Annotated in this window: 22 protein-coding genes; 5 read left to right on the top strand and 17 right to left on the bottom strand. The window is 42.4% G+C overall.

Translation table 11 applies throughout. The annotated features are described in order from the left end of the window. Window positions 1–271 precede the first annotated feature (271 nt). Window positions 272–1,324 carry a recombinase RecA gene (gene recA / locus JMY00_RS03970; protein ID WP_101205782.1) on the top strand — a complete coding sequence of 351 codons (1,053 nt, stop codon included), beginning with the start codon at window positions 272–274 and terminating at the stop codon, window positions 1,322–1,324. 40 nt (window positions 1,325–1,364) lie between these two features. Next, window positions 1,365–2,456, top strand: a complete 1,092-nt coding sequence (locus JMY00_RS03965; protein WP_201579203.1) for a regulatory protein RecX — start codon at window positions 1,365–1,367, stop codon at window positions 2,454–2,456. 179 nt (window positions 2,457–2,635) lie between these two features. On the opposite strand, the gene JMY00_RS03960 is transcribed toward JMY00_RS03965, so the two are convergent. From JMY00_RS03960 to JMY00_RS03935, 6 genes are all read right to left on the bottom strand, one after another. Further along, window positions 2,636–3,349 carry a YidB family protein gene (locus JMY00_RS03960; protein WP_102092773.1) on the bottom strand — a complete coding sequence of 238 codons (714 nt, stop codon included), beginning with the start codon at window positions 3,347–3,349 and terminating at the stop codon, window positions 2,636–2,638. A gap of 241 nt (window positions 3,350–3,590) precedes the next feature. Beyond that, window positions 3,591–4,049 (bottom strand): hypothetical protein, encoded by a 459-nt coding sequence (locus JMY00_RS03955; RefSeq protein ID WP_201579202.1) that lies wholly within the window; start codon window positions 4,047–4,049, stop codon window positions 3,591–3,593. A 52-nt stretch (window positions 4,050–4,101) separates the two neighbouring features. After that, a complete protein-coding gene (locus JMY00_RS03950) occupies window positions 4,102–4,383 on the bottom strand; it encodes a succinate dehydrogenase assembly factor 2 (RefSeq protein ID WP_057761419.1) in 282 nt (93 codons plus the stop codon). A 126-nt stretch (window positions 4,384–4,509) separates the two neighbouring features. After that, entirely contained in the window at window positions 4,510–5,403 is an 894-nt protein-coding gene (folP, locus tag JMY00_RS03945; protein ID WP_201579201.1) for a dihydropteroate synthase, read from the bottom strand. 164 nt (window positions 5,404–5,567) lie between these two features. Continuing rightward, window positions 5,568–7,463: an ATP-dependent zinc metalloprotease FtsH gene (gene ftsH / locus JMY00_RS03940; protein WP_057761422.1), complete on the bottom strand. Its 1,896-nt coding sequence runs from the start codon at window positions 7,461–7,463 to the stop codon at window positions 5,568–5,570. Between the two features lie 401 nt (window positions 7,464–7,864). Then, complete coding sequence (locus JMY00_RS03935; RefSeq protein WP_057761424.1) at window positions 7,865–8,497, bottom strand: SAM-dependent methyltransferase; 633 nt, start codon at window positions 8,495–8,497, stop codon at window positions 7,865–7,867. A gap of 334 nt (window positions 8,498–8,831) precedes the next feature. Here JMY00_RS03935 and JMY00_RS03930 point away from each other — a divergent pair, with 334 nt between their 5' ends. Continuing rightward, on the top strand, window positions 8,832–9,143 hold the full coding sequence (locus JMY00_RS03930; protein ID WP_058024582.1) for a YhbY family RNA-binding protein: 312 nt from the start codon (window positions 8,832–8,834) through the stop codon (window positions 9,141–9,143). Window positions 9,144–9,362: 219 nt separating this feature from the next. Further along, window positions 9,363–10,136: a hypothetical protein gene (locus tag JMY00_RS03925; RefSeq protein ID WP_201579200.1), complete on the top strand. Its 774-nt coding sequence runs from the start codon at window positions 9,363–9,365 to the stop codon at window positions 10,134–10,136. A gap of 155 nt (window positions 10,137–10,291) precedes the next feature. Here the strand turns inward: JMY00_RS03925 and JMY00_RS03920 are convergent, their stop codons facing one another. Continuing rightward, the gene (locus tag JMY00_RS03920; RefSeq protein WP_201579199.1) at window positions 10,292–11,020 is read right to left on the bottom strand and encodes a CHAP domain-containing protein; all 729 of its coding nucleotides are present in this window, start codon (window positions 11,018–11,020) and stop codon (window positions 10,292–10,294) included. A 249-nt stretch (window positions 11,021–11,269) separates the two neighbouring features. Here JMY00_RS03920 and JMY00_RS03915 point away from each other — a divergent pair, with 249 nt between their 5' ends. After that, complete coding sequence (locus JMY00_RS03915) at window positions 11,270–11,785, top strand: hypothetical protein (RefSeq protein WP_165597662.1); 516 nt, start codon at window positions 11,270–11,272, stop codon at window positions 11,783–11,785. A 298-nt stretch (window positions 11,786–12,083) separates the two neighbouring features. On the opposite strand, the gene lpxC is transcribed toward JMY00_RS03915, so the two are convergent. From lpxC to JMY00_RS03865, 10 genes are all read right to left on the bottom strand, one after another. Continuing rightward, window positions 12,084–13,001 carry a UDP-3-O-acyl-N-acetylglucosamine deacetylase gene (gene lpxC / locus JMY00_RS03910; RefSeq protein ID WP_201579198.1) on the bottom strand — a complete coding sequence of 306 codons (918 nt, stop codon included), beginning with the start codon at window positions 12,999–13,001 and terminating at the stop codon, window positions 12,084–12,086. Window positions 13,002–13,325: 324 nt separating this feature from the next. Next, window positions 13,326–14,531, bottom strand: coding sequence for a cell division protein FtsZ (gene ftsZ / locus JMY00_RS03905; protein ID WP_057761433.1), 1,206 nt, complete (start codon window positions 14,529–14,531; stop codon window positions 13,326–13,328). Window positions 14,532–14,797: 266 nt separating this feature from the next. Next, window positions 14,798–16,090, bottom strand: a complete 1,293-nt coding sequence (gene ftsA, locus JMY00_RS03900) for a cell division protein FtsA (protein WP_201579197.1) — start codon at window positions 16,088–16,090, stop codon at window positions 14,798–14,800. A gap of 164 nt (window positions 16,091–16,254) precedes the next feature. After that, entirely contained in the window at window positions 16,255–17,043 is a 789-nt protein-coding gene (locus JMY00_RS03895) for a cell division protein FtsQ/DivIB (RefSeq protein WP_201579196.1), read from the bottom strand. Window positions 17,044–17,420: 377 nt separating this feature from the next. Then, window positions 17,421–18,413 carry a D-alanine--D-alanine ligase gene (locus JMY00_RS03890; protein ID WP_201579195.1) on the bottom strand — a complete coding sequence of 331 codons (993 nt, stop codon included), beginning with the start codon at window positions 18,411–18,413 and terminating at the stop codon, window positions 17,421–17,423. A 23-nt stretch (window positions 18,414–18,436) separates the two neighbouring features. After that, window positions 18,437–19,876: a UDP-N-acetylmuramate--L-alanine ligase gene (murC, locus tag JMY00_RS03885; protein WP_101205772.1), complete on the bottom strand. Its 1,440-nt coding sequence runs from the start codon at window positions 19,874–19,876 to the stop codon at window positions 18,437–18,439. A 66-nt stretch (window positions 19,877–19,942) separates the two neighbouring features. Beyond that, entirely contained in the window at window positions 19,943–21,028 is a 1,086-nt protein-coding gene (gene murG, locus JMY00_RS03880) for an undecaprenyldiphospho-muramoylpentapeptide beta-N-acetylglucosaminyltransferase (protein ID WP_201579194.1), read from the bottom strand. Window positions 21,029–21,324: 296 nt separating this feature from the next. Then, window positions 21,325–22,296 (bottom strand): glutathione synthase, encoded by a 972-nt coding sequence (gene gshB, locus JMY00_RS03875; RefSeq protein WP_201579193.1) that lies wholly within the window; start codon window positions 22,294–22,296, stop codon window positions 21,325–21,327. A gap of 65 nt (window positions 22,297–22,361) precedes the next feature. Further along, on the bottom strand, window positions 22,362–23,078 hold the full coding sequence (pyrE, locus tag JMY00_RS03870) for an orotate phosphoribosyltransferase (protein ID WP_201579192.1): 717 nt from the start codon (window positions 23,076–23,078) through the stop codon (window positions 22,362–22,364). A gap of 62 nt (window positions 23,079–23,140) precedes the next feature. Next, the gene (locus tag JMY00_RS03865; RefSeq protein ID WP_201579191.1) at window positions 23,141–24,178 is read right to left on the bottom strand and encodes a hypothetical protein; all 1,038 of its coding nucleotides are present in this window, start codon (window positions 24,176–24,178) and stop codon (window positions 23,141–23,143) included. Window positions 24,179–24,182: the final 4 nt, after the last annotated feature.

Below are 24,182 nucleotides of genomic sequence, written 5' to 3'. Positions count from 1 at the left end.
TTAGCACGCCAAGTCTGACTTAAAAACAACGATAACGACAGTGTATTACGGACTTATTTTTACTTCTCTCGCTATTTAATTTTACTGTATAGTAGAATGATACATTCGATACTACTACCTATACCAGTCACGTGACAACCTATTTTTCGATAAAACAGCCAAACAATCATTACCGACTTCATAACAGTCAGTATGCGTTTGCCAAAGGTTTTAACAGTACCAATATTTTATTTATAGCATTAACTTAACTACCGAAAACAAGGAATCCAATATGGACGACAATAAAGCTAAAGCCCTCAAAGCGGCATTAGGTCAAATCGAAAAGCAATTTGGTAAAAACACCATCATGCATCTAGGCGATGACTCGGCCATTATGGATGTCGACGTGGTCTCTACAGGCTCTCTAGGATTAGACATTGCGCTTGGCATTGGTGGTCTACCAAAAGGCCGTATCGTTGAAATTTACGGCCCAGAAAGCTCAGGTAAGACGACGATGACTCTGCAAGCTATTGCAGAATGTCAAAAGCAAGGTGGTACTTGTGCCTTTATCGACGCTGAGCATGCACTTGACCCTGTTTATGCACGCAAACTTGGGGTAAATACTGATGACTTATTGCTCTCGCAGCCTGACAATGGCGAGCAAGCACTTGAAATCACCGATATGTTGGTACGCTCAGGCGCGATCGACATGATCGTAATTGACTCAGTAGCTGCCTTGACGCCACGTGCCGAGATTGAAGGCGAAATGGGCGACTCACACATGGGTTTACAAGCGCGTCTTATGAGCCAAGCCCTACGTAAAATCACTGGTAACGCCAAACGCTCTAACTGTATGGTGGTGTTTATTAACCAAATCCGTATGAAAATCGGCGTTATGTTCGGTAGCCCTGAGACCACAACTGGTGGTAACGCACTGAAATTCTACGCCTCTGTACGTATGGATATTCGCCGTATTGGGGCGGTCAAAAACGGTGATGAAATCATCGGTAACCAGACCCGTGTCAAAGTCATTAAAAACAAAATGGCACCACCTTTCCGCCAAGCTGAGTTCGAAATTACTTACGGTGAAGGTACGAATCACTTAGCCGAAGTTATCGATTTGGGTGTGGAGATTGGAGCCGTTGGCAAAGCAGGCTCTTGGTATAGCTATGGCGACGAAAAAATCGGTCAAGGTAAAGCCAACTCTGTGCTTTTCTTAAAAGAGAATCCTGCCATTGCTCAAGAAATCGAAGACAAAATTCGTGACGAAAAGCTTGGTACAAAGAAAAATAGCAAAGCCGACGAAACTGAAGAAGCAGAACAGGCTTCTGAACCTGTACAATAACGGTTTAGCGATTAACCGTTGTCAGTAACTATGATTCATTATGAAAATTAAAACCTTAGCTGAAATTTTAGCTGAGTCGGGTGCCGACTCAGCTAGTTCTGTTGATAGCAAACCAAAAAAACTGTCCAAAAACTCTCATACTAAAGAGCCTAAAAAACGAGAGAAATCTAGTAAACGGACTATCCGTTCAAGTAAAGATGATTCAGTCACGAATGTCGCTACTATTGATACAGCGTTTTTCGAAGACTCCTCTCCTAAGTCAGAGAATACTTCTAAATCTAAAAAACGTAAAAAGCGTTTTCATCCAGCGGCTAATTTTACCGCTGAGCCTAGTGACACCCCTACATATCAACCCCCTGAAGCACAAACCATCAAAGAGATGCTGGCAGAAGTCAAACTCGACATTCATAATGACGAAATTAGTGATGGTTTGACAACTGGTACTAGTGATAGCATTGAGCCGTCTCCAAAAAAATCAGAACATGAATCTGAGATTTTTGCTATCAATGATAGTGAAACAGACAGCCAAAACGATAACATACCAGCCGCGCTCAAAGCCTACTTACGAACCCCTGAACAAAAACAAGTAGAAATCGATGCGATCAAAGCAGAAAGTCGATTGCGTTGGCTCGCATTTTATTATTTATCACGCCGCGAATACGGTAAGGCTGAGCTAAAGCAAAAGCTGATCGACAAAGAACAAGACCCAGAGAAAATTGACGCACTGCTCGATGAGTTTGAAGAAAAAGGGTATCAAAGTGATTACCGCACTACCCTAATGCTGATACGTGAGAATATCCGTAAAGGCCGCGGACGTGGTCGGATCAAACAAGAATTCTATCGTAAGAAGATTGCTATGCCAGGTAACATCGATGAGCTAATCGATATGGCAAATACTGAGTCTGATGAATTTAGTGAGTTTGTAGATAATGATGCAGACAACTTAGTAGACGGTGTAGATTGGCTAAAACTGGCGGTGATAGCTCGTACCAAAAAATACGGTAATGAGATACCAGTTGAGCAAAAAGAAAAAGCTAAGCAGCTACGTTTTTTACAGTATAGAGGGTTTAACACCGATATCTGCTTTGCAGCACTTAATCATACTACAGAGACGCTAGACGAGCGATTTTAAGGGCTTACTATCGCTATCACTGTCCCTGCCAAACGGTATTTACCGACAGTCATGCTCTTGTGATAGACGTAAAAAAGAGCACGTTATATAACGTGCCCTTTGATCAATACTATCCATTATTTTAATCTACATGACTTTTAAGAATTCAGTTAGAAATTTTCAAACTCAAAGCTGTCAAATTATTTAAAATTACCAAGACGGCTAGATAGTTGGCTAATAATTTGATCTATCTCTTCATTGGCTTCAGACTCATTATCCAGATTGCCATTAGGGGTTAACTGATTCATTACCTCAGGCAACAGCTCAGCGAGTCCTTGTCTTACCTCAGTTTCATTAGCACCAGTATGAGCAGCCACTTGCTGAATTTCGTTTTCATCAAATAAGCGGTTGATTTCGTTTGGATCTAAATTATCGTTTGCTTCGTTATTACTCATCCAAGAGCGTGCTTGACCTTCATAGCCCATACCAGTGATTTTCGACAATGCACCGCTCAAACCACCATTACGTTTGATCCAGCTAAGTACCATAGGCATCAATGCAGCAACGAGCATACCTTTACCACCAAACCCACTATTAGTACGCTGACCACCTAATACACTACCTAAAATATCACCTAGTCCACCAGCACCTGAACTCATACCACCGCGCTGACTACCGCCCGTGAGACCACCAATGATGTCATCTAAGCCAAAACCATTATCTGCTTGACGGCTATTTTGTTGAGGGCTATAACCACCTGCCTGACTGCCACCACCTAGTACACTACCTAAAATATCACCTAATCCGCCAGTCTGCCGTGTTTCAGTACGTTGGTTAACTGGATTACGCTGAGCGTCGTCTGGATTCATTGCACTGCGCGCAACTTGGCTCACTAAATTCCCTAATAAGCTCATTATCTATTCCTCTTTTTATCGTATTGTTTACTACAAAAATACTGCTAAAACTTATGAAACCTCATATCTGACTATATGTTTTTTAATAACAGGACAGCAGACTTATGAGTTTTATTTTCTATTTTTAATATAACAGATTTTAATATAACAAACCTCTTTGTCCTTTGAGATAGCTATTTTGTTATGACGTGTAGAGTTTTCTCATCGTAAAAGGAAAAACTTAAGCTCCATAAATACTCAGTTATCTAGCATTACCCTTACTGATATTCGCTAAAATATTTAACTGTCGCCATTGCTCGTAATTTACTTGGTCGCGAAATATAGTAGTCGAAAACGTTCTTTGATAAGGTTCAACGATATTGAACTCGATACTTATCGCCCACTGGTAGCGATTTATATCGATTAACTCTGCTTGCCATAACTCATCGCCGCGTCCCGTTCGTATCAGTAATTGCCATTCTTTATCGACACGCTGACTGAGCGATGGCTGACTAATATGTAATAGTATCGGTCTCGATATAATCAGATAACTTGCAACTGCTGCCGAGACTATTAAGATCAGTAAATACTGCCATAAGGCCAAAGATGCAAACCATGCCAATATCATCATAACGCCAGTCAAAGCTACATATAGCAGCGCGCGTAAATAACTGGCAGGCGTGATAGCTGTATCAATACGTAGCGAGGTTACTAGCGTCATATAAGCGTACCATAGGAAACGTTAGATATTGTGCCGATCCATTCTTTAAGACCTAAACCAAGTCTTTGGTATGGCGCCATGTTTTTATCTTATTGACCAGTGCCCAGATGTCGTCCTCTTCTGGACGATTTTGATTGGTAAAATAGTCTAATAGATCAGGGTCTTCATGAGTAAGCATTTCTGCAAAGGTTGCTTGTTCAGTAGCATCTGCTGTCAGATACAGCTCTTTGACATAAGGATCAATATAAAAATCCAATTCTTTTAATCCGCGGCGAGCTTGATAAATGATACGGCGCTGTTCATTGGTTGGTTCTGGCTGAGTTGTACTTGTCATAGATTTACTCTTATTAATTTAGATAGTTTTGTGGGTTTAGATAGTTTAGAAAAAAATATCAGGCATAGCGTATAGAATATTTATAGTCTTAAAATCTCACTATGCATTCGGAAATATAGAATAAAATTAACAACGATATGCTGACAGTTGATTCCATAAAGCCACTGCTTGCTGCATCATCGCCACATTATGCGTACGGATAATACTTGCGCCTTGTTGTAGCGCAAACAACCCAGCTGCCGTTCCTGCCGAATCACGCTCTACCGCTTGCGTCGTACTCACAGCTTGAACCTCACTTTTGGTCAATACTTCTGCTAAAAACCGCTTACGAGAAATGCCAAACATCATTGGCAGCCCTAATGTCTGCAAGCTACTCAGCTGACTTAATAACGCGCAATGATGCTCATAGTTCTTAGCAAAACCAAAACCTGGGTCGATAATGATATTGCTTCGTTTGACGCCGATGCTAACTACTTCGTTAATACGGTCGAGCAGCTCTGTACGCACTTCATCGATCACATCATCATACTGTGCTAGATTATTCATTGTCGTTGGCTCACCGCGCATATGCATTAGCATAACAGGTATATCAAGCTTAGCCGCCAGCTCTGCCGCACCAGTACGTTTCAGTGCTCGTACATCGTTCCAAATGTCAGCACCTTCATTAAATGCTGCCTGCATGACTTCAGGGCTGCTAGTATCAATCGATAACCAAATGGCATCACCACAATGCTGACGAATGGCTCGAACCACTGGCACAACTCGTTGTATCTCATCTTTAGTTGCCACAGTTTGCGCATTTGGACGAGTAGATTCACCACCGATATCAATAATAGTAGCGCCTTCATTTATCATCTGCTGACAATGAGCGACGGCCTTATCTACTGCGTTAAATTGCCCACCGTCCGAAAATGAATCTGGCGTTACGTTCAGGATACCCATGATATGCGGCTGCGACAAATCTAAGGTTTTATCACGGCTAGATACTTGATAGTTGGGTAAAGATTGGAATAATGACATGAATAATCCATCACAAGTAAAATTTATAATGTAGCTTTAGTTATTGTTATCTATGCTTATGATACCAGTAAATCTTATAGGGTTCTAAACCCTTGATAAAATGATGACAATAAAAAAGCCCTTTATCGTAAAGGGCTTTTTATCAAACATGAATACGCTAGCACTTACATCGCTGGTAGTGGTGGCGGTGTAGCACCCGTTGTTTTAACATCATTTTTCGACAAGTTTACTTCGTTATGCTGGTAAACTCTAGGTGGACGTGGTTCTTCACCTGCTAAAATATCTTGCAGCTGGTCACGATCAATAGTTTCCCAGTTCATAAGCGCATCAACCATTGCATGCATTTTGTCTTGGTTGGCTTCAATCAATTCACGAGCGATATCATACTGCTCTTCTAGCATACGACGCACTTCTTCATCAACCTTCTGCTGCGTAGCTTCAGAGATGGTACGACCACCACCGCCGAAATATCCTTGCGAGTTGTCGTCATCTTCGTACACCATGATACCAAGTGCATCAGACATACCGTACTTAGTGACCATTGCACGTGCCATTTTAGTAGCTCGTTCAAAGTCGTTCGAAGCACCCGTTGACATCTGATTAATAAACACTTCTTCAGCGATACGACCACCGAACAAAATAGCAATGTCGCTCAGCATTTTCGACTTATACATACTGGTCTGATCATGCTCGGGCAACTGCCAAGTGACACCAAGGGCAAAGCCACGCGGCATAATAGTAACCTTATGCACCGGATCTGTACCTGGCAATAGCTCAGCTACTAACGCATGACCTGCTTCGTGATAAGCAGTGGCACGGCGTTCTTCTTCGCGGATTACCATGGACTTGCGCTCAGGTCCCATATACAACTTGTCTTTAGCATCTTCAAAGTCATTCATATCGACGCTAGTCTTGTTACGACGCGCGGCGAACAATGCAGCTTCGTTTACAAGGTTAGCAAGCTGTGCACCACTAAATCCAGGCGTACCACGAGCAAGAGAACTGGCATCTACACTGATTGTATTCGGCAGTTTCTTCAAATGAACTTTTAGGATTTGTTCACGGCCTTTGATATCCGGCAAGCCTACTTGTACCTGACGGTCAAAACGACCTGGACGCAATAATGCTTTATCAAGCACGTCAGCACGGTTGGTAGCGGCAATGACGATAACGCCTTCATTACCTTCAAAACCATCCATCTCAACCAATAATTGGTTCAATGTCTGCTCGCGTTCATCGTTACCGCCGCCCATACCGGAACCACGATGACGACCAACTGCATCAATCTCATCAATAAAGATGATACAAGGCGCACTTTTCTTTGCTTGTTCGAACATATCACGGACACGTGATGCACCAACACCGACAAACATCTCAACAAAATCAGAACCTGAAATTGAGAAGAACGGCACTTTAGCTTCACCAGCAATAGCTCTCGCTAGCAAGGTTTTACCCGTACCTGGAGGACCTACCATCAAGATACCACGAGGAATCGTTGCACCCAGTTTGGTAAATTTGTCTGGATCACGTAAGAACTCAACCACTTCAACGACTTCTTCTTTGGCTTCTTCACAACCAGCCACATCTTCGAAGTTAACGTTGATTTGATCTTCAGTTAGCATTTTTGCTTTCGATTTACCAAAGCTCATTGGGCCGCCGCCTTTACCGCCAGCGCCGCCCTGCATGTTACGCATAAAGAATAAGAACAGACCAATAATCAATAGAATTGGGAAGCTGGCTATCAGTAATTGCATTAATACGCTTTGGCGCTTCGGTGCAGTTCCTTGAACTTCGACTTGGTTCTCACGTAGCATTGGCATGAGCTGGTCATCTGACACAGCTGGTCTAATGGTCTCAAAAGATGAGCCATTTTTCTTTTCGCCGGTGATCTGTTCGCCGTCGATCTCGACACTGGCTACTTGGTTCTCTGACACTGCGGTCACAAACTCAGAGTAGTTAAGGTTATCCGGCTCAGAGGATTGATCAAAGCCGCTAAACACCAGCACCAAAACGCCGATTACCACCAGCCACAATAAGGTATTTTTTACCATGTCGCTCACTAGTTATTCCCATCCCTTACTTATTGGTGTGTTTATTAAACACGTGACGTCTATAAACGTATTGCTCATTTTTAACGAATATCCTGATAATAAAAAGCTGCTAAATTAAACTTATATGATTTATAGGTAGCCTAAAAATTGTTTTTATAAATAATCAGTATGAGATAAACATAGATATACGATCATTGAGCTTGTAAAACGCTTATTATCAGACGACTTTGCCTAAAACGTATGCTAAAAACAAAGGTAATATACCATGATATGTGGTGCTAACCCGCATAATTCAAGCAGGTTTCACGATTATTCATTTAACAATTGACGCAGATTTTATATCGCAATAATAACACTTTATGGTGTTTTACCCTCACGCTTACAAGAGCAGCAACCTATTGATGTTAAAACTATTTAATCGCTATCCAAAACATCTCTTTTGAGCGTGGTCGTGACGCACCTGGCTTTATACTACGAATCTTACTAAAATCCTGCTGCATCTGCTTGCGTAATTCTTGTGTACCCTCGCCTTGAAACACTTTCATAATAAGTGCGCCACCTTCTGGTAAGGTTGCAAGCGCGAAGTCTACTGCCAGCTCACATAAGTACATCATACGTGGCTGATCGATAGCACTATTCCCAGCCGTGTTGGGTGCCATGTCAGACAATACGACATCGACTTGTCTATCACCCACTTCTGCCATAATAGCGTCAAACACTTCGGCTTCACGAAAATCACCCTGAATAAAGGTCACATCAGGCAAAGTATCCATCGCCAAAATATCAGAGGCAATCAAGATACCATCATCACCTACCAATCGACCAGCCACTTGTGACCAGCTACCAGGCGCACTGCCCAAATCTACGACCGTCATGCCTTTTTTGATCAGGTTGGTTTTTTCATTAATTTCTAATAATTTATAAGCGGCACGGGCACGGTAGCCATCTTTTTGAGCTTTTTGCACATAATGATCATCAATATGCTCTTTCATCCAAGCACTGCTGCTCTTTGATAGTTTTTTGTTTTCGATACGCGTGGCCAAAATACCTGCTCCTATTGCTTTACTAAATCTAGCTGCTTTAATTGCGCTATCACTTACAAACTGATATTAATCCGTTGCGGATTATTCTAAATACGGTGTTAATCAGATTTTTTATTCATGGTTGGTTGCAAACTGACCAAATTCTATTGGTTAAATAACTGTTTTATAAGGCAGTAGCGTTTATAATGTACCAAACATTCAGTTTAACATTTTCGTCACGTAAAATCGTGCAAAATCCTGCTGATCTCATGCAAGATGGTCACAGATTATCTATAATGATCAATAACTGTTTTTGACAGTACCATTTTTATTTTTACCAACACCTAGGAATTCTATGCAACTCGATAACGCTACCATTAAACGTCTAAAAGGCATCGGTCACGAGCTAAAGCCTATCGTTATGATCGGCAACAAGGGTATTACTCCAACCATCACTGAAGAAATCGATCGCGCGCTAACAGATCATGAACTTATCAAAGTGAAATTGCCTGCTGGCACGAAAGAAGAACGTGATATCGTTGGCGCTGAACTTGCTAAAGCGGCTAATGCGTCTTTGGTTCATTCTATTGGTCGTATGGCATTATTGCTACGTCAAAACCCAAATGCCAACCCAAAACTGTCTAACCTAGCACGTCACGCACAGTAACATGTCATAACCGACTGGAATTAAGTGACTGGGTTTTATGTTCACTTATATCATAGCCAAATGATAATGAAATACAAAGGCCGCGACGCACCTTGCTCGCGGCTTTTATGTTTTCCGATAGTCTCGGTTATACTTACCATATAGTATTAGTGTCCTTAATCAGTATGATTTCTCTTGTCACTATCACCTCTTTATTATTACCGTCGAGATGTACTCATAATGAACCAATCTTTTAACCTCTCTATAGCCACAGAGACGATAGCGAAAGACGCTCAGCAATTAGGCGTGTCTATAGAAGCGCTTGAGAATATCTCTATCGGAGTAAGTGCAGAGATCATCCAGCAACCAGCTTTGCAACTAGTGCTGACCTATCAAGTGACTTTGCCTAGCCAAACTTTGGCAAACCAACTCAATTGGTCAACATGGCAACAAACTCAAGTAAATTTCACTGATTACCTATGGGAAGAAACGTGCCTTGAATGCTTTATTGCTGGCAGCAAGATTGCGGGCTGTAAGAATGATGACGAAGATATCGTAGCAACTCACCAGATAGAACCTCACAAGATACCACTTCAGCAAGCAACCGCTTATATAGAGATCAATACTAGCCCTGATGGTCGTTATGCACTTTATCAATTTGAAAACTATCGTAACCCTGCGGCACTACCGCCAGTACCGTTGTATGAAACCGACGGAACCACGCGCGCATCTATTAATTGGCGTAACTGTAAAGAGCTAGCAGATATATCAGGGGAGAACCCGTTATCTAGCACTCCAACGGTAGTGCAGACACCTTTCCGTTATGAGCGTAGCTTTAGCCTGCCTATAACTCAACTACCGAATCAACAATACGCTATTGCAAACATGAAGGTTGAACAAATACATCCTTGTGTCATCTTATGGTTTGGCAAAACTGACTTATACTTTGCCTCGGCCCATGCCTCCCCGCCTGATTTTCACAAACGCGACTATTGGCCAAATTTTGAGCTTTGATTTGTTTATAGGAACTGCACTCATTTAAACATAGCTATTCTTAGATGTAATTATTCAAAGCACAAAAAAAACCCAGTAATGTCATAAAGAGCATTACTGAGTTTGGAGAAAACTTTAGTCTTATTTAACTGATGCTTACTTCACTTAACCGATGTTTATTTGTCAGCCATCGCAAGGTAGATACCACGATCTGATGCATCGTCAACATACTGCGAATCACGCCATGTCGTATAGCTATAATTACCGCTATATGGGCTGATGCTGTTTTGACGGAAATCAGATACCCAGTCATTGCCATCAAAGATCTGGATATGACCGTGTGGACGGCTTGACGTACGGTTATAGACAACAACATCACCAACTTGTGGTGCCATGTCGTTACTGATCTTGGTAAAGCCTGCTTGCGCTAGCGTGCCACGAGAGGCGTACTGATAGGCTGAAGGGTTAGGCGTAAATTCGTAACCTGCTGATTGTAATGCTTTACGTACATAGCGAGCACAGTAGCCAGAGCTTCTAGATAGTGCAACGCGAGAGGCATTTGCTGCTGCAATAGCAGGAGCAGAGTTGCGGTCAGGTACACGGCTTGCTTGCTGCTGACGCTGTTCGTAAGACAAACGACTGGTCAGTGAAGCTAGTTGGTATTCTTTTTGCTTAGCATGAGCGCTTAGGTTGTCAATTGCTTGACTGATCTCATCGTTGCTATATACATGGGCACCACTGCTAGTGCTATAGATGTTGCGACTAGAACCGTAGTTCGCAGAAGTAGAAATATTTGTGATGGTATGACTCAAGGTATTATTTGGTTGAAAGGTTGTTTCGGCAGCACCACTCGTCTGTGCGATACCCATTCCCAATACTGACAAAATTAATAAAGCTTGTTTCATAAATTTACTACCTATTGTTAATACAAGTCTGCTCGTCATCCGTAACGAAGCATCAATTAATTTAGAGGATATAATCATCAAATAGACGTGATAAAATCCCTATTACAACGGTTCATTCTTTTCAAATAGTGACTAGTGCCAGTAGTACCTCCCACCTAGTCAACTATCTTATAAGCCATCTGCTATATATTGCTTTTAGCATGTCTGTTATGAGTATCGAGTTTGTCACCTATTAGATGAGTACTTACGATGTCAAAAAAACAACCTAATCGGCTTGCCCAGCTTATAGATCATCAAGCATTTGCTGGTAGCGCGCTACCTCAAACCCTTGCTAACAACATGCGACTATATATAGAAGCAACCAACGAGATAAAAGAGCTATTGGTAGACTGTCTACCTGAAGAAATACTCAATACCTGTTGGGTTGTAGGCTTATCACCTGAGCAGTTGATATTAAGTGTTAGCTCAATGACAGCAGCAAATCATATTCGCTATTTACATAGCTCGTATTTGCAAATACTAACAGAGCAGTCAATTACATTTAAACAACTCAAGCAAATTCGCGTCGTTGTGGCTAAAAGCTCTGCCGATAATTATTCATCTAAACAATCATCAACATCCTCACTGCACTTGCCAAATTCTCGTAAAGCCAATGAAAATCAGGCGCTTAGCCAGAACACAAAACGGACTATATCACAGGCCGCAGAGCATGTCACCACTGATGAAAATCTCAAAAAAGCCCTTTTGCGTTTGATTAATCATTAAAAATACCGACCGTTAAATGTAAAGTTATGTAAATAAGAGCGGGTGATAGCACTGATAAAGATGGATTTTTGTAATGTATCAGATAAAAAAAATCCTTCATCGGTTACATCCAGATTATGGATATAACCGATGAAGGACTTAAAAATCATCTACAGCTTTTATATTATATGCCTTAACGGAAAATTCATATATTCATATAGACGATATATTCATAATATAGAATATTATATAAATGTAATTATGAGCTTTCTATGTAATATTGCGTAAATGTTTCGATACTTCCTGTATATTCCTGTATTTATCCTTCAATAACCAAATCGTTAAGCGGTAAATACTCGATAGGACAGGTTACATTGTCATCAAAAGTTACAATTTCAAAATTATCTTCGTCAGACAGTATTTCACGTACCAATAAATTATTCAGAGCATGACCAGACTTATAGGCATTAAAACGACCTAAAATTGGGTAGCCAATCAGATGCAAATCTCCCAAAGCATCTAAAATTTTATGACGGACAAACTCATCGTTAAAACGTAAGCCTTCTGCATTAAGTATGTTGGCATCATCGATAACGATGGCGTTTTCCATACTGCCACCTAATGCTAGGTTATTTTGACGTAGCGCTTCTATATCACGTAAAAATCCAAAAGTACGCGCAGTGCTTAATTGTTCGATGAAGTTCTGTGTAGAGAACTGCAACTGTGCATGCTGAAAGTTCTTATCAAACGCAGGATGATCAAAATCAATCTCAAAGTTTAATTCATACCCTTCATAAGGACGTAGCTCTGCCCACTTATCTTCCAGCTTTACTCGTACTGGACGTATAATTTTAATAAATTTCTTGGCCGCTTCTTGCTCACAAAATCCTGCATCTAGTAAGAGCGCAACAAAAGGCGCAGCGCTACCATCCATAATTGGTATCTCTGAAGCAGAGACCCGAACTAACAGATTGTCTAATCCTAGACCAGCGATGGCACTAAGCAGATGCTCAACCGTCCCTACTCGCGTACCACCAAACACTAAGTTCGATGACATCATCGTGTCTTGTACTAAAAACGCACTCGCTGGGATTGGTTGACTACCTTCTATGTCAGAGCGCTCGAAAACAATACCAGTGTCAATCGGCTGCGGATGAAACTCCAAGTCAACAGGCTGACCACTATGTAGACCAGTACCCGTAACGGCTATTGCTGTTTTTATGGTTCTTTGGTTCATGGTTGTCTTCTCACATATTTTGTTACAATTGACATAGTGTACCATTACCGACCCCTTATTCGCTATATATAAAAAGCGCTAATTTTCTTATCTCCTTGATTGATAACACTTATCGTCAACTTCCTATTGCTGATTTTTACTTTATATGGCCTACCTAATGCTATAAAACAACGAGGCTCATATACGTTTCGACAATCATATACATATAGATTACATAGAAAATTGTCATAATTTTTCTTATACAAGACGTTTCATTTTTCCTTAACCACAAAAAAACCAGCGTTAAAACGCTGGCTTTTTCTTACTCACAGTAAATTAGAAGTACTATTTATTCTGTTGACGCTTTAAATAGTCTTGAATACTATTTGTTTTCGTCTTAGGCTGCTCTTGAGGTGCACTTGCACTAGGACGTGCAACGCTATCTTGATACTGCTGAGCTTGAGACTGCTTCTGACTATTTAAAGCGCTGGTATGCACATTAGGATCAACAGGTTGCGTGCTATTAACAGAAGGTACTGGCTGCTCTACTACTTCTGGCTCTTGTCCAGCATTCTCATCTAACGTTAAGCCAGTTGCGATAACGGTTACATGTAAGTCGTCACCCATTTTTTCATCAATCACAGAACCGTAGAAAATGTGAGCGTCGTCGATGTCAGTAATTTCTTCGACTATTGCACTGATTTTGCTCATCTCATCTAGTGACAATGATTCTGAAGAAATAACGTTAACCAATAGGCCTTTTGCATTTTCTAAACGCAAATCATCAAGTAGTGGTGATCTGATGGCTTTTTCAGTCGCTTGACGCGCACGATCATCACCGCTGGCACGGCCAATACCCATCATCGCATGACCTTTCGCAGTCATTGCCGTACGGATATCGTTAAAGTCGATGTTGATCATACCTTCGCTAGCAATGGTTTCCGCAATACCTTGAACAGCATGCAGCAATACATCATCCGCTTTTTTGAAAGCATCTTGCATAGAGATGTTGCCGTATACACTCATTAATTTATCATTTGGAATCGTGATAATTGAGTCGACAAAGTTAGTCAGCTGCTCAATACCTGCTTTAGCAGCTTTGATACGCTTACCACCTTCGAATTTGAATGGCGTGGTCACAACCGCAACGGTCAGCACTTCCATTTCTTTAGCAATACGAGCAACAACTGGCGCTGCGCCTGTACCAGTACCGCCACCCATACCAGCAGTGATAAATACCATATCCGAGTGCTCAAGCAATGCGCGAATCGCTTCTTCTTCGCTCTCTGCTGCTTCACGACCCACTTCTGGATTTGCGCCTGCCCCTAGACCACGGTTCGTTTTTGCACCTAATTGCAGTTTGTGCGGTGCAGTAAGACGATCTAGCGCTTGTTTATCTGTATTGGCACAAACGAACGTTACACCTCTGATGCCTTGCTGTACCATATGTTCAACTGCATTACCGCCGCCGCCACCAACACCGAATACAGTGAAGCTTGCTTGGCCATTGTTTTGAAGCTGATTATCATCTGGCATGGTGTATTTTGACATAAAAAAGATTCTCCAGTTGCAGATAGCGTGTAAGTCGATACATAGTAACGCACTCATGTGGCGCGCTATCGACATACTATATATAAATGTATTTAAATAAAACAGGGTATGGCTAAAATCGATCAGTATAGACAATAATATGTCATTATTACTTAATACTTTATTTTTAAAACTAATTTATTCGCAATATTACTTTATTTTCTTGCTTAACTAACTTAGAGACATTCCATAATGTATGGATGCTCTAGATATGAGGTTAAACAGGTCTATAGTATTTTTTTTAAAACATTCGCAAACCGTTGACCCGCATTCCGAAATACGCCTGATACTCGATTGTTTTGAATCGCTTCAGGTTCACTTTTTTCGCTACGGCGGAATTGCTCGCTCTGACTATATAACAATGTGCCAAAAGCCGTCTGATAAGCACGGTCATTCACTTGACTATTTAATAGCTTAAACGACTCATCATTATCAAAATGATTATAAGCACTGATAGCAGGATGGGTGTTTGTTAGTACGACAGGCATTTTTAGTAGCTTTTTGGCAAAGGGTATCATACCTTTAATCGTACTACCGCCGCCAGTCAACACAATCCCTTTATCGATATAGCCTATCAAACCTGCTTCGTGTAATTGACGCGCTATTTCAGTGAATATCTGAACGTAACGAGCTTCAATAATACGTGCCAAGTTATAGATACCAATATTAATTTCGTCGCCCGAGCCTTGAGGCTTGAATAAAAAGAAGGCGCTTGGATCGACACTATTAACATCAGCTGTACCATGAGACTTCTTCAGTTTTTCAGCTTCAATCATGGAAATACCGAAATCAGCTGAAATATCCATTGTCACTTCATGACTGCCTGTTGCTATACAGTGTGTAAAAATCAACTTATTCTCTTTATACACACAAATGCTGGTCGTACTAGCACCGATATCTACTAAGCAAACGCCTTGCTGGCGTTCCTCAGTCATCAAACTATACTCAGCACTGGTCACTGCATCAAAAACAATATGATCAATGCCGACGTCACAACTTTGTAATAGCTTTTGGATATTCTGACGGCTGGCAACAGGCATCATCATCATGTGGTACATCACGGTGATATTGTGTGCCATCATTTCGATGACATCATCCACCATAAAGTCTTGCTCATCGACATAAATACCTTGCTGACAGCAATGCATCAAATAATAGTCAGATGATAAATCACGCGACTTTGCATTGGCCAATGCTTGCACCATGTCTTTGGCACGTACCACTTCATCTTCTACTTTGACCTCTCCAGCACTGTTTTTGCTAGATAGCTCAGGTGTCGCAAGCGTTAACCAAACACTATGCACACGACAATTAGCGGTGTCTTCTGCTTCTTGGATAGCTTGTTTGATAGCACCTTGCAGACGTTCACGGTGCTTTATTTGACCTTGATAAAAATCGCTGTTTTTAACTTGTCCTACACCCAAAATACGAATGTCTTTTGCAGAGACAACATTGCCTATGACGACATATACTGCCGTGGCACTTAGATGGACAACAACCAGATTTTCATTATTTTTCATGGTACCAGACAAATTATCGCTAAATAGAGGAGCAAGTGATGCTCTTCTATTAAATCATTAAAAAAAGCGTTACTAATACGCTATGATGTTGTACATATTTTCTTCAAACTAAATAAACCGTATTAGCTCACATCGGTTATGCATAGATGTAGTGCTTACTTAGGCTATTCTGATTCAGCACTCTGTGTCACGTTCCAAGCAATGGTAAAGCCATTTTTGTATCGTAAATCTACAGACTGCATTTCATCTCGACGCGTACTTAACTGATTGCCAAGCAACTGGCTTAAATTCAGTAGTTTTTGCGCCGTATTTTCATTGTCTACAATCACACGTAGCCCATTGTCAAAGCGGATTAGCCAAGTCATTCTCGGTGACAGAATGATGTCTTCGACCTGCATACCAAGCGGTGCATACCAATCATTGACCTGCTGCATCTGTTGCATAATAACTGGCGCTTGAGACATCTCGCCTTGTAGGGTAGCAAAACGCTCTTGTGTTAAATCTCTACTATCAGCAGGAACAAATACAGCCCCTTTTGCATCGACCAAACGTTCTGTACCAAAATTAGCAACTGCCTGTTTGGGCAATGCGTTGACGACGATGCCACGTTGCCAATCACGAGAGATACTCACTTGGTCTACCCAAGCTAAACCCATCGTGATGTCTCGCAATGCTTGCAAATCAGAAGTAAAAAAGCTATTTACTTGTTGTTGTTCCATCACGTCTTGTAATGAGCGATATTGAGCAGCAGACAAACCTTGATTACTGACATAAATATTTGCGGGCGGCGCATCACGCAGCGCTTTGCCGCCCATCATTAATATTAGCACTAGCAAACCTAAGACAAGTACCATAAATAGATACTTTACCGTTGCCGGTATTTGGATCTTAGATTTTGGGCGACCGGCTTTATCACTCATCAAGTCAGTTACCTCGTTGACAGTTTGAGCCATAACGACCTTTGTCCCTATATTTGCATAAAACTGATCATGCTATTTATTGATATAAATCTGCGTATTTTTGGCAGAAGCTTATTAAGTCGATATGTTATCAAATTTTATTAAAAATATAGCTCATATACAGCGATTACGTCGATTTAAACGTAACATTTTTCTTAAATTATGAATAAGTTATCAGTTGTATTCACAAAACAACATAAATATCACCGAAATAGACCTATTCTTACAATATTAACGTATTTTATGGTTAAACAATAGCCAAACACTAACTAGCAGCAGCGAATTTACACAAGTTTACACGAAGCTGTGGTATAGCAGCTCTAGTGACACAAAGAGTCATCACTAGCTGCTCAATTTAGTTGATTTGACAGTTATAGCGTTTGTGCCAAAATATGCCAACATAGCGCGTCAAAATCTAGTCCGCGAGCTTTAGCTGCCATCGGCACCAAACTGTGACTGGTCATACCTGGTACAGTATTGATTTCAAGCAACCAAAAATTGCCTGCTTCGTCTTGCATCGCATCGATACGCCCCCAGCCTTTTGCATCTACTGCACGAAATGCCGCAAGGCTTAAATCTTGCAAGTGCTTTTCATCAGCAGCGTTTAATCCACAAGGGATGTAATAACTAGTATCGTTACGATTGTACTTAGCTTCAAAATCATAGAAGTTAGTGATATCAGCAGGCTCAAGGCGAATAACTGGATATGCTTCGTCATCGATAATCACAATCGTAAATTCGCGACCTGTAATCCAGCGCTCAGCCATCACCGCATCACCACATTCCACTGCAGTTGCATAAGCAGCAGGCAGTTCGTCAAGATGGTTGACCTTGGTCATGCCAATACTTGAACCTTCATGAACTGGTTTAATGATAAGTGGCAAACCTAACATATTAACCACTTGCTGCCAGTCAGTATCAGCCGTCAATAATGAAAATGGTGCAGTTGAAAGGCCACAACCTTGCCACAATTGCTTGGTACGTACTTTGTCCATGCCTAATGCCGAAGCTAGAATCCCTGAACCAGTTTGCGGTATATCAAACCACTGTAATACGCCTTGCAGTAGGCCATCTTCGCCGCCGCGACCATGCAATACATTAAACACGCGGTCATATTTGCGTAGCTCAGTGATGTCTTGGTGCTTTGGATCAAAATGAGTGGCATCAACGCCTTGGTTTTGCAGCGCTTGCAACACTGCCGCACCACTGTCCAAAGACACGCTACGCTCATTGCTACTGCCACCATAAATAACGGCTACTTTGCCAAACTGACTGGCATCTTTTGCATCAGTCGTCGTGTCTACAGATGTATCATTGGTAGCTGTATTTTGATTGCTATTATTGTCTTTATTATCAGTTGTCATGAGTATCGTCCCTAAATTTTAGCTTACTTAATATAAAGGTTATTGGCAGCCAAATCGATAGCAATTTGCCCGACATTACCAGCGCCTTGGGTAATCAGCATATCATTGGCTTTTAGCAAACGCTGCATAACAGGGGCTAGATTGTCTTTATCAATAATAGTCGGTTCAACTTCACCGCGCAAACGGATACTGCGTGCTAGTGACTTGGTATCAGCGCCCGTAATCGGACTCTCACCTGCTGAATAAACATCTAATAATAATAGCTCATCAACGCTCGATAGCACTTCTACAAAATCGTCGTAGCAATCACGGGTACGGCTGTAACGATGTGGCTGAAATAGCATCACTAAACGACGATCAGGGAAGCTTTGACGAGCGGCTTTGATGGTCGCATCGACTTCTTTTGGATGATGACCATAATCATCAATTAATAAGACATTACCATCATCGATATCGACAGAAGCGTGCTGCTCAAAACGACGACCCACGCCTTCAAATTTCTGCAAGGCACGCTCAATCGCTGCATCATCAACGCCTTCATCGGTCGCCATCGTAATAGCAGCAAGAGCGTTATAGACATTATGTGTACCAGGAATGTTTAACGTTAGGCGTAATGGCTCACGGTCACGGCGCAGTACGGTAAAATGAGTTTTAGTTCCTTCCGTTACCAAGTCTACAGCTTGTACATCATTGAACGGCTCAAGACCAAAGGTCAATACTGGACGACCGATATCATCGATCATTGCATACAGCTCAGGATCGTCACCGCAAACCACTGCCAAACCGTAAAACGGCATATTTTGTAGAAACTGGATATAAGCGGCTTTTAATTTATCAAAGCTGTTTTCGTAGGTTTCCATATGGTCTTGGTCGATGTTGGTCACAATCGCGGCCATCGGATGCAATGACAAGAACGATGCATCAGACTCATCAGCTTCTGCTACCAAGAAACGGCTGCTACCCAATGCCGCATTTTTGCCTGACGCATTTAACTTACCGCCGATGACGTAGGTAGGATCTAACTGTCCTTCTGCCATCATCGTCGTGAGCAAACTGGTCGTTGTCGTTTTGCCATGCGCGCCCGCAACCGCAATACCATGACGATAGCGCATTAGTTCACCAAGCATATCGGCGCGGCGTACTACTGGCAGACGAGCTTCAAGTGCTGCTTTTACCTCAGGGTTGCTACGATCAATCGCTGATGAGACAACGATAACGTCAGCATTGGCAATATTTTTGGAGTCATGGCCAATAGATATTTCAATGCCAATCTGCTGTAAACGCTTAGTCACCAAGCTTTCTGCGATGTCAGAACCACTGACTTGATAGCCTTGATTGTTCATCACCTCAGCGATACCGCACATGCCTGAGCCACCAATACCGATGAAATGCAAATGCTGAATGCGGCGCATTTCTGGTATTTCAATCAAACGCTTAGGTAGAGCTTTCGCAGAGGTAGGCATAAGGATCTCTCTTTATTAAAGGTCAATAAAACTTAGTAAATTCAAATAAGGGGTATGAGCGACAGACTATAGCGCTTGCCAAATGATATCAGCAACTTGCTTACTCGCACTACGGTTGGCCAATGCATGGCCTTTTTTCGCCATCGCTAAGCATTTCTCTCGATTGAGTACGCCAAGCTCGTCACTGAGACTTTTGGCAGTTAGCTCTGACTGCGGCAATAAAATCGCAGCATCATGCGAGGTCAGCGTGCGCGCATTAGCCGTCTGATGATCATCCACTGCATGCGGTAGCGGTACAAAAATAGCGGCAATTCCGACGTTCTGAATCTCGGTCACGGTCAGTGCACCTGCGCGGCAAACGATGATGTCTGCCCAGTTATAAGCTGCAGCCATATCATTAATAAACGGCTGTACAGTAAACTGATGGTTGTTTAGATTTTGCTCGCTATAAGCCGCTTGCGTGGCTGCTTCATTGTTGCGTCCACACTGGTGCAGCACTTCAAATGGCTGATCTAGTAATGCTAATGCCTTTGGTACCGTATCATTTAATACCTGAGCGCCAAGTGAACCGCCGACTACCAACAGTTTAAGCGGTGAACTGTCATTTACATCGTAGCGTACCGTTGGCTCTGCGACACCAGTAATGGCGTTACGCACAGGATTGCCCACTGTCTCAAGCTTGGCATCTTGCTGACTATTAGCAAAAGTATTCTCGAACGCTTGTAATGTCTTGGTCGACAGCTTAGATAAATAGCGATTGCTCATGCCAGCGATGGCATTTTGCTCATGGATAATCAAAGGCGTATTAGTCATACGTGCAGCGATACCGCCGGGTGCAGTGACATAACCACCGAACCCAACGACCACATCAATCTGATTACTACGTATCACTTTTACGGCTGCCATCGTCGCGGATAGCAGAGTCATTGGTAGCTTCAATAATCGACCAACGCCTTTGCCACGAAGTCCTTGCATATTAATAGCATGAAAAGGATAACCTGTCGGCTCAACCAACCCATTTTCCATACCGTTTGGCGTTCCTAACCAATGAATCACTGCACCGCGCTGGGTCAGCTCGTCGCTCACTGCAAGCGCTGGAAAAACATGCCCGCCCGTACCAGCTGCCATCATCAATATATGCGGTGTTTTCATGAACGCCTGCCTATCTTTACTTTATTTATATGAAGGGTTTATCTCACTGCGGCGGTAACAATTATGAAAAATAATGACCTAGCCAAAGCCCGCATAGTATAGAGGAAATCATTGTCTTATATACAGTACTTTATGCAGCAAAAATAACAAAAATCCAAGCCATGATCGGTCATAGCTTGGCGTCGTGTGATACTAATAAACGGTAAGAAAATCCAATGACTAACAATACCTTAAAATATGGGTTTTACGTAGTCAAAATATTCCTGAACTCAAAACGTTCCTGAACATAGCGAAAGCTACGCCGTAAATTTATTCTCAATAGCAATAATAAAATCAGTCGCGATATCTGTACCGCATTGGTCATCAATCTCACGTACGCATGTTGGGCTAGTAACGTTAATCTCAGTGATACGTCCACCGATCAAGTCTAGACCAACGAACATTAGGCCTTTTTCTTTGACGATTGGTGCCACAACTTCTGCTACTTGGCGTTCGATATCAGTCAATGGCATAGCAACACCGCTACCACCAGCTGCTAGATTACCACGGGTCTCGCCTTTGGTTGGAATACGAGCCAAACTATAATCTACCACGACTCCATCGACGATTAATACGCGCTTGTCGCCCTCTTTGATTTCTGGCAAATAGCGCTGCGCCATGATGGGCAAAGTCTCAAGCTCAGTCAGTATCTCTAACGTCACTCCAATGTTTGGGCTATCAGCAGTCAAACGGAAGATACCAGTGCCGCCCATACCATCTAGTGGCTTGACGATGACGTCCTGCTGTTCAGCGATGAATTTACGAATGTGTGCTTGTTTGCTAGTCACAATCGTTGGGCTCATATAATCGCTAAACCATGTCGCAAATAACTTTTCATTGCAGTCGCGAATCGCTTGTGGATCATTGACCACGAGTACGCCTGCCGCCTTTGCATGGTCAAGCATATAAGTGGCATAAATAAAGCGCATATCAAACGGTGGATCTTTGCGCATCAAAATCACGTCATAGTCGCCGACTGGCCCTGTGCTTTTATCACCCAATGTATAGAAATCTGCAGGATCACGCTTTACTGTCAGTGGCTGCGTATCAACCATCAACTGACCACGGTCCAACCACAGGTCATGAATCTGACAATAACCGAGCTGATGGCCACGGTCTTGAGCGGCCCACATCATAGCGAGACTGGTGTCTTTTTTATAATTAACCCGCTCGATCGGATCCATAATAACGAGTATTTTTAGCGACTTTTCTTGTTCTTGTTGGCTCATGATAAGACTCACTTACGTTATATTATTAATATGAAACACACCTATTAAACAACATCGGTGCCCAACTATACGCCGTACTGCTCACGGTAGTGTTGCATTTTGGCTAATTGGGTCGCGTCTTTATGTTGGCCGTTTTGTGCACCATGGTCATCGGCCAAATAACTGATCAAATCATCGATATCGACCAATGCACGTACAGGTACTTCTAGTGTCGCGGCAAGCTCTTGAATAGCAGAGTGCTCGGCTTGACCTTTCTCTTTACGATCAAGTGCGACGATAATACCAGCAACGCTTGCGCCTGCCTGCTCCAAAATCTCGACCACTTCGCGCATGGCTGTACCCGCTGTGATGACATCGTCAAGCACCCAAACGGCCTTGCCACTTACGTCAGCACCGACCAAATTGCCGCCTTCGCCGTGAGTTTTGGCTTCTTTACGGTTATAGCCCCATTTGGCATTAATGCCATGATGTAGCCATAACGCTTGCGCCGTCGCTGCGACAAAAGGAATGCCTTTATAAGCCGCACCAAAGATGACCAGCTCTTGCTCATTACCGCCATTATTTGCCGCACTTATTTGTTCAGCCAAGGCATCTGCATAGCCGCGTGCTAGCAGTGACAACATCTCACCAGTCGCAAGCAAGCCTGCATTAAAAAAGTACGGACTGATACGACCAGACTTTAGGACAAACTCACCAAACTTGAGCACTTGGTTGTCGAGAGCCAGTTGAATAAATTGATGAGATGAAAATGTAGGGTCTTGAGGGCGTGTTACATGAGACATTATGACATTCCTATCAGCAAAAAGAGGGGGCAAAAAATTTGCATTATTGTACGCATTATTGATCAGCTTGACCAACCATTGATCTCATAATCCTGCATATTGGCATAGCGAGTCAGCAAACCACTACGCGACGAGATATTAAAATAGCTCTGTCCATCTGCTCGGACTTGTATCTCCCAGCCCAAATGATAAGCGGCAACAATAATATGGCCAGCAAACAGTCGAATCTGACGATATGCATGGCGCTGTGACGGCTCACAAACGATCTGACTGAGCAAATAGCTACGCACATGCTGGCAGATTTCTGCGGCGCTATAACTATGATTGATACTCTTACGGGTACTACATTGCTTTAGCGCATGGACAGCCACGCTACATGCCATAATATCCGTGGCCAAACTACCCTCGCCTGTTTCAAACTGCTGCGGCTGTAGTATCACTTGCCAATCATCGGCATACAGACTGTTGAGTAGCTCATCAGGATTATAGCGTTTGGTCAATGCGCGCATAGATAATAATGCAGAATTTTGAGCCTTGCTATCATTGTTTGAATCGTTGTTTGAATCGTTATCTGATTCAGTCACTGTAGAGTTATCAATAGGCAAAAACCCATAACGGTTCAGTTTTGGATAAGCGCGAATCGCCTGTTGAATATCCGACATATCTAATAATGTCATATCTGATAATGTCGATATTAACGGCTGCTCACTATGATTCTGATAAAAGCTATCCGGCAATTCGATAAGCTGTGCCGCATTCAGCAATGATAAATGCTCAGCCAGCGCTTCTGAAGCAATCAGTGACCATTTCGATAAGCTATCTGCATTGGGCTGATAGAACCGCGTAGAGTTACCATAAAGCCTGCGCAATTGACCATTTAGGCGACGAGCAGGCTCAGGTATATCACTTAATGGTCTGGCAGGATCAAGAGGAGACTGTTTGGGATCAAAGTTAGGATGTACAATCGCAGGCTGCTGTGAATCAGCTAGCATAGACGATTGCTCAGCCTTTTTTTGGACGTGACCTTCTGCCAGCTGCCCGCCCTCTGTTGCCAGATTAGCATGAGACAAACGGTCATCAGAAGTAGAAGGCTGGGACATGAAA

It is taken from the genome of Psychrobacter sp. Pi2-52 (genome assembly GCF_904846705.1).
GTDB lineage: Bacteria > Pseudomonadota > Gammaproteobacteria > Pseudomonadales > Moraxellaceae > Psychrobacter.
The sequence above is the reverse complement of the archived record's forward strand: the minus strand, read 5'-3'. Positions and strand labels throughout refer to the sequence as shown.

Excerpts from the sequence above, each read along its gene's own strand:
- recA (WP_101205782.1), top strand. The coding sequence starts at position 272 with ATGGACGACAATAAAGCTAAAGCCCTCAAAGCGGCATTAGGTCAAATC.
- JMY00_RS03965 (WP_201579203.1), top strand. The coding sequence starts at position 1,365 with ATGAAAATTAAAACCTTAGCTGAAATTTTAGCTGAGTCGGGTGCCGAC.
- JMY00_RS03960 (WP_102092773.1), bottom strand. The coding sequence starts at position 3,349 with ATGAGCTTATTAGGGAATTTAGTGAGCCAAGTTGCGCGCAGTGCAATG.
- JMY00_RS03955 (WP_201579202.1), bottom strand. The coding sequence starts at position 4,049 with ATGACGCTAGTAACCTCGCTACGTATTGATACAGCTATCACGCCTGCC.
- JMY00_RS03950 (WP_057761419.1), bottom strand. The coding sequence starts at position 4,383 with ATGACAAGTACAACTCAGCCAGAACCAACCAATGAACAGCGCCGTATC.
- folP (WP_201579201.1), bottom strand. The coding sequence starts at position 5,403 with ATGTCATTATTCCAATCTTTACCCAACTATCAAGTATCTAGCCGTGAT.
- JMY00_RS03930 (WP_058024582.1), top strand. The coding sequence starts at position 8,832 with ATGCAACTCGATAACGCTACCATTAAACGTCTAAAAGGCATCGGTCAC.
- JMY00_RS03925 (WP_201579200.1), top strand. The coding sequence starts at position 9,363 with ATGAACCAATCTTTTAACCTCTCTATAGCCACAGAGACGATAGCGAAA.
- JMY00_RS03920 (WP_201579199.1), bottom strand. The coding sequence starts at position 11,020 with ATGAAACAAGCTTTATTAATTTTGTCAGTATTGGGAATGGGTATCGCA.
- JMY00_RS03915 (WP_165597662.1), top strand. The coding sequence starts at position 11,270 with ATGTCAAAAAAACAACCTAATCGGCTTGCCCAGCTTATAGATCATCAA.
- lpxC (WP_201579198.1), bottom strand. The coding sequence starts at position 13,001 with ATGAACCAAAGAACCATAAAAACAGCAATAGCCGTTACGGGTACTGGT.
- ftsZ (WP_057761433.1), bottom strand. The coding sequence starts at position 14,531 with ATGTCAAAATACACCATGCCAGATGATAATCAGCTTCAAAACAATGGC.
- ftsA (WP_201579197.1), bottom strand. The coding sequence starts at position 16,090 with ATGAAAAATAATGAAAATCTGGTTGTTGTCCATCTAAGTGCCACGGCA.
- JMY00_RS03895 (WP_201579196.1), bottom strand. The coding sequence starts at position 17,043 with ATGGCTCAAACTGTCAACGAGGTAACTGACTTGATGAGTGATAAAGCC.
- JMY00_RS03890 (WP_201579195.1), bottom strand. The coding sequence starts at position 18,413 with ATGACAACTGATAATAAAGACAATAATAGCAATCAAAATACAGCTACC.
- murC (WP_101205772.1), bottom strand. The coding sequence starts at position 19,876 with ATGCCTACCTCTGCGAAAGCTCTACCTAAGCGTTTGATTGAAATACCA.
- murG (WP_201579194.1), bottom strand. The coding sequence starts at position 21,028 with ATGAAAACACCGCATATATTGATGATGGCAGCTGGTACGGGCGGGCAT.
- gshB (WP_201579193.1), bottom strand. The coding sequence starts at position 22,296 with ATGAGCCAACAAGAACAAGAAAAGTCGCTAAAAATACTCGTTATTATG.
- pyrE (WP_201579192.1), bottom strand. The coding sequence starts at position 23,078 with ATGTCTCATGTAACACGCCCTCAAGACCCTACATTTTCATCTCATCAA.
- JMY00_RS03865 (WP_201579191.1), bottom strand. The coding sequence starts at position 24,178 with ATGTCCCAGCCTTCTACTTCTGATGACCGTTTGTCTCATGCTAATCTG.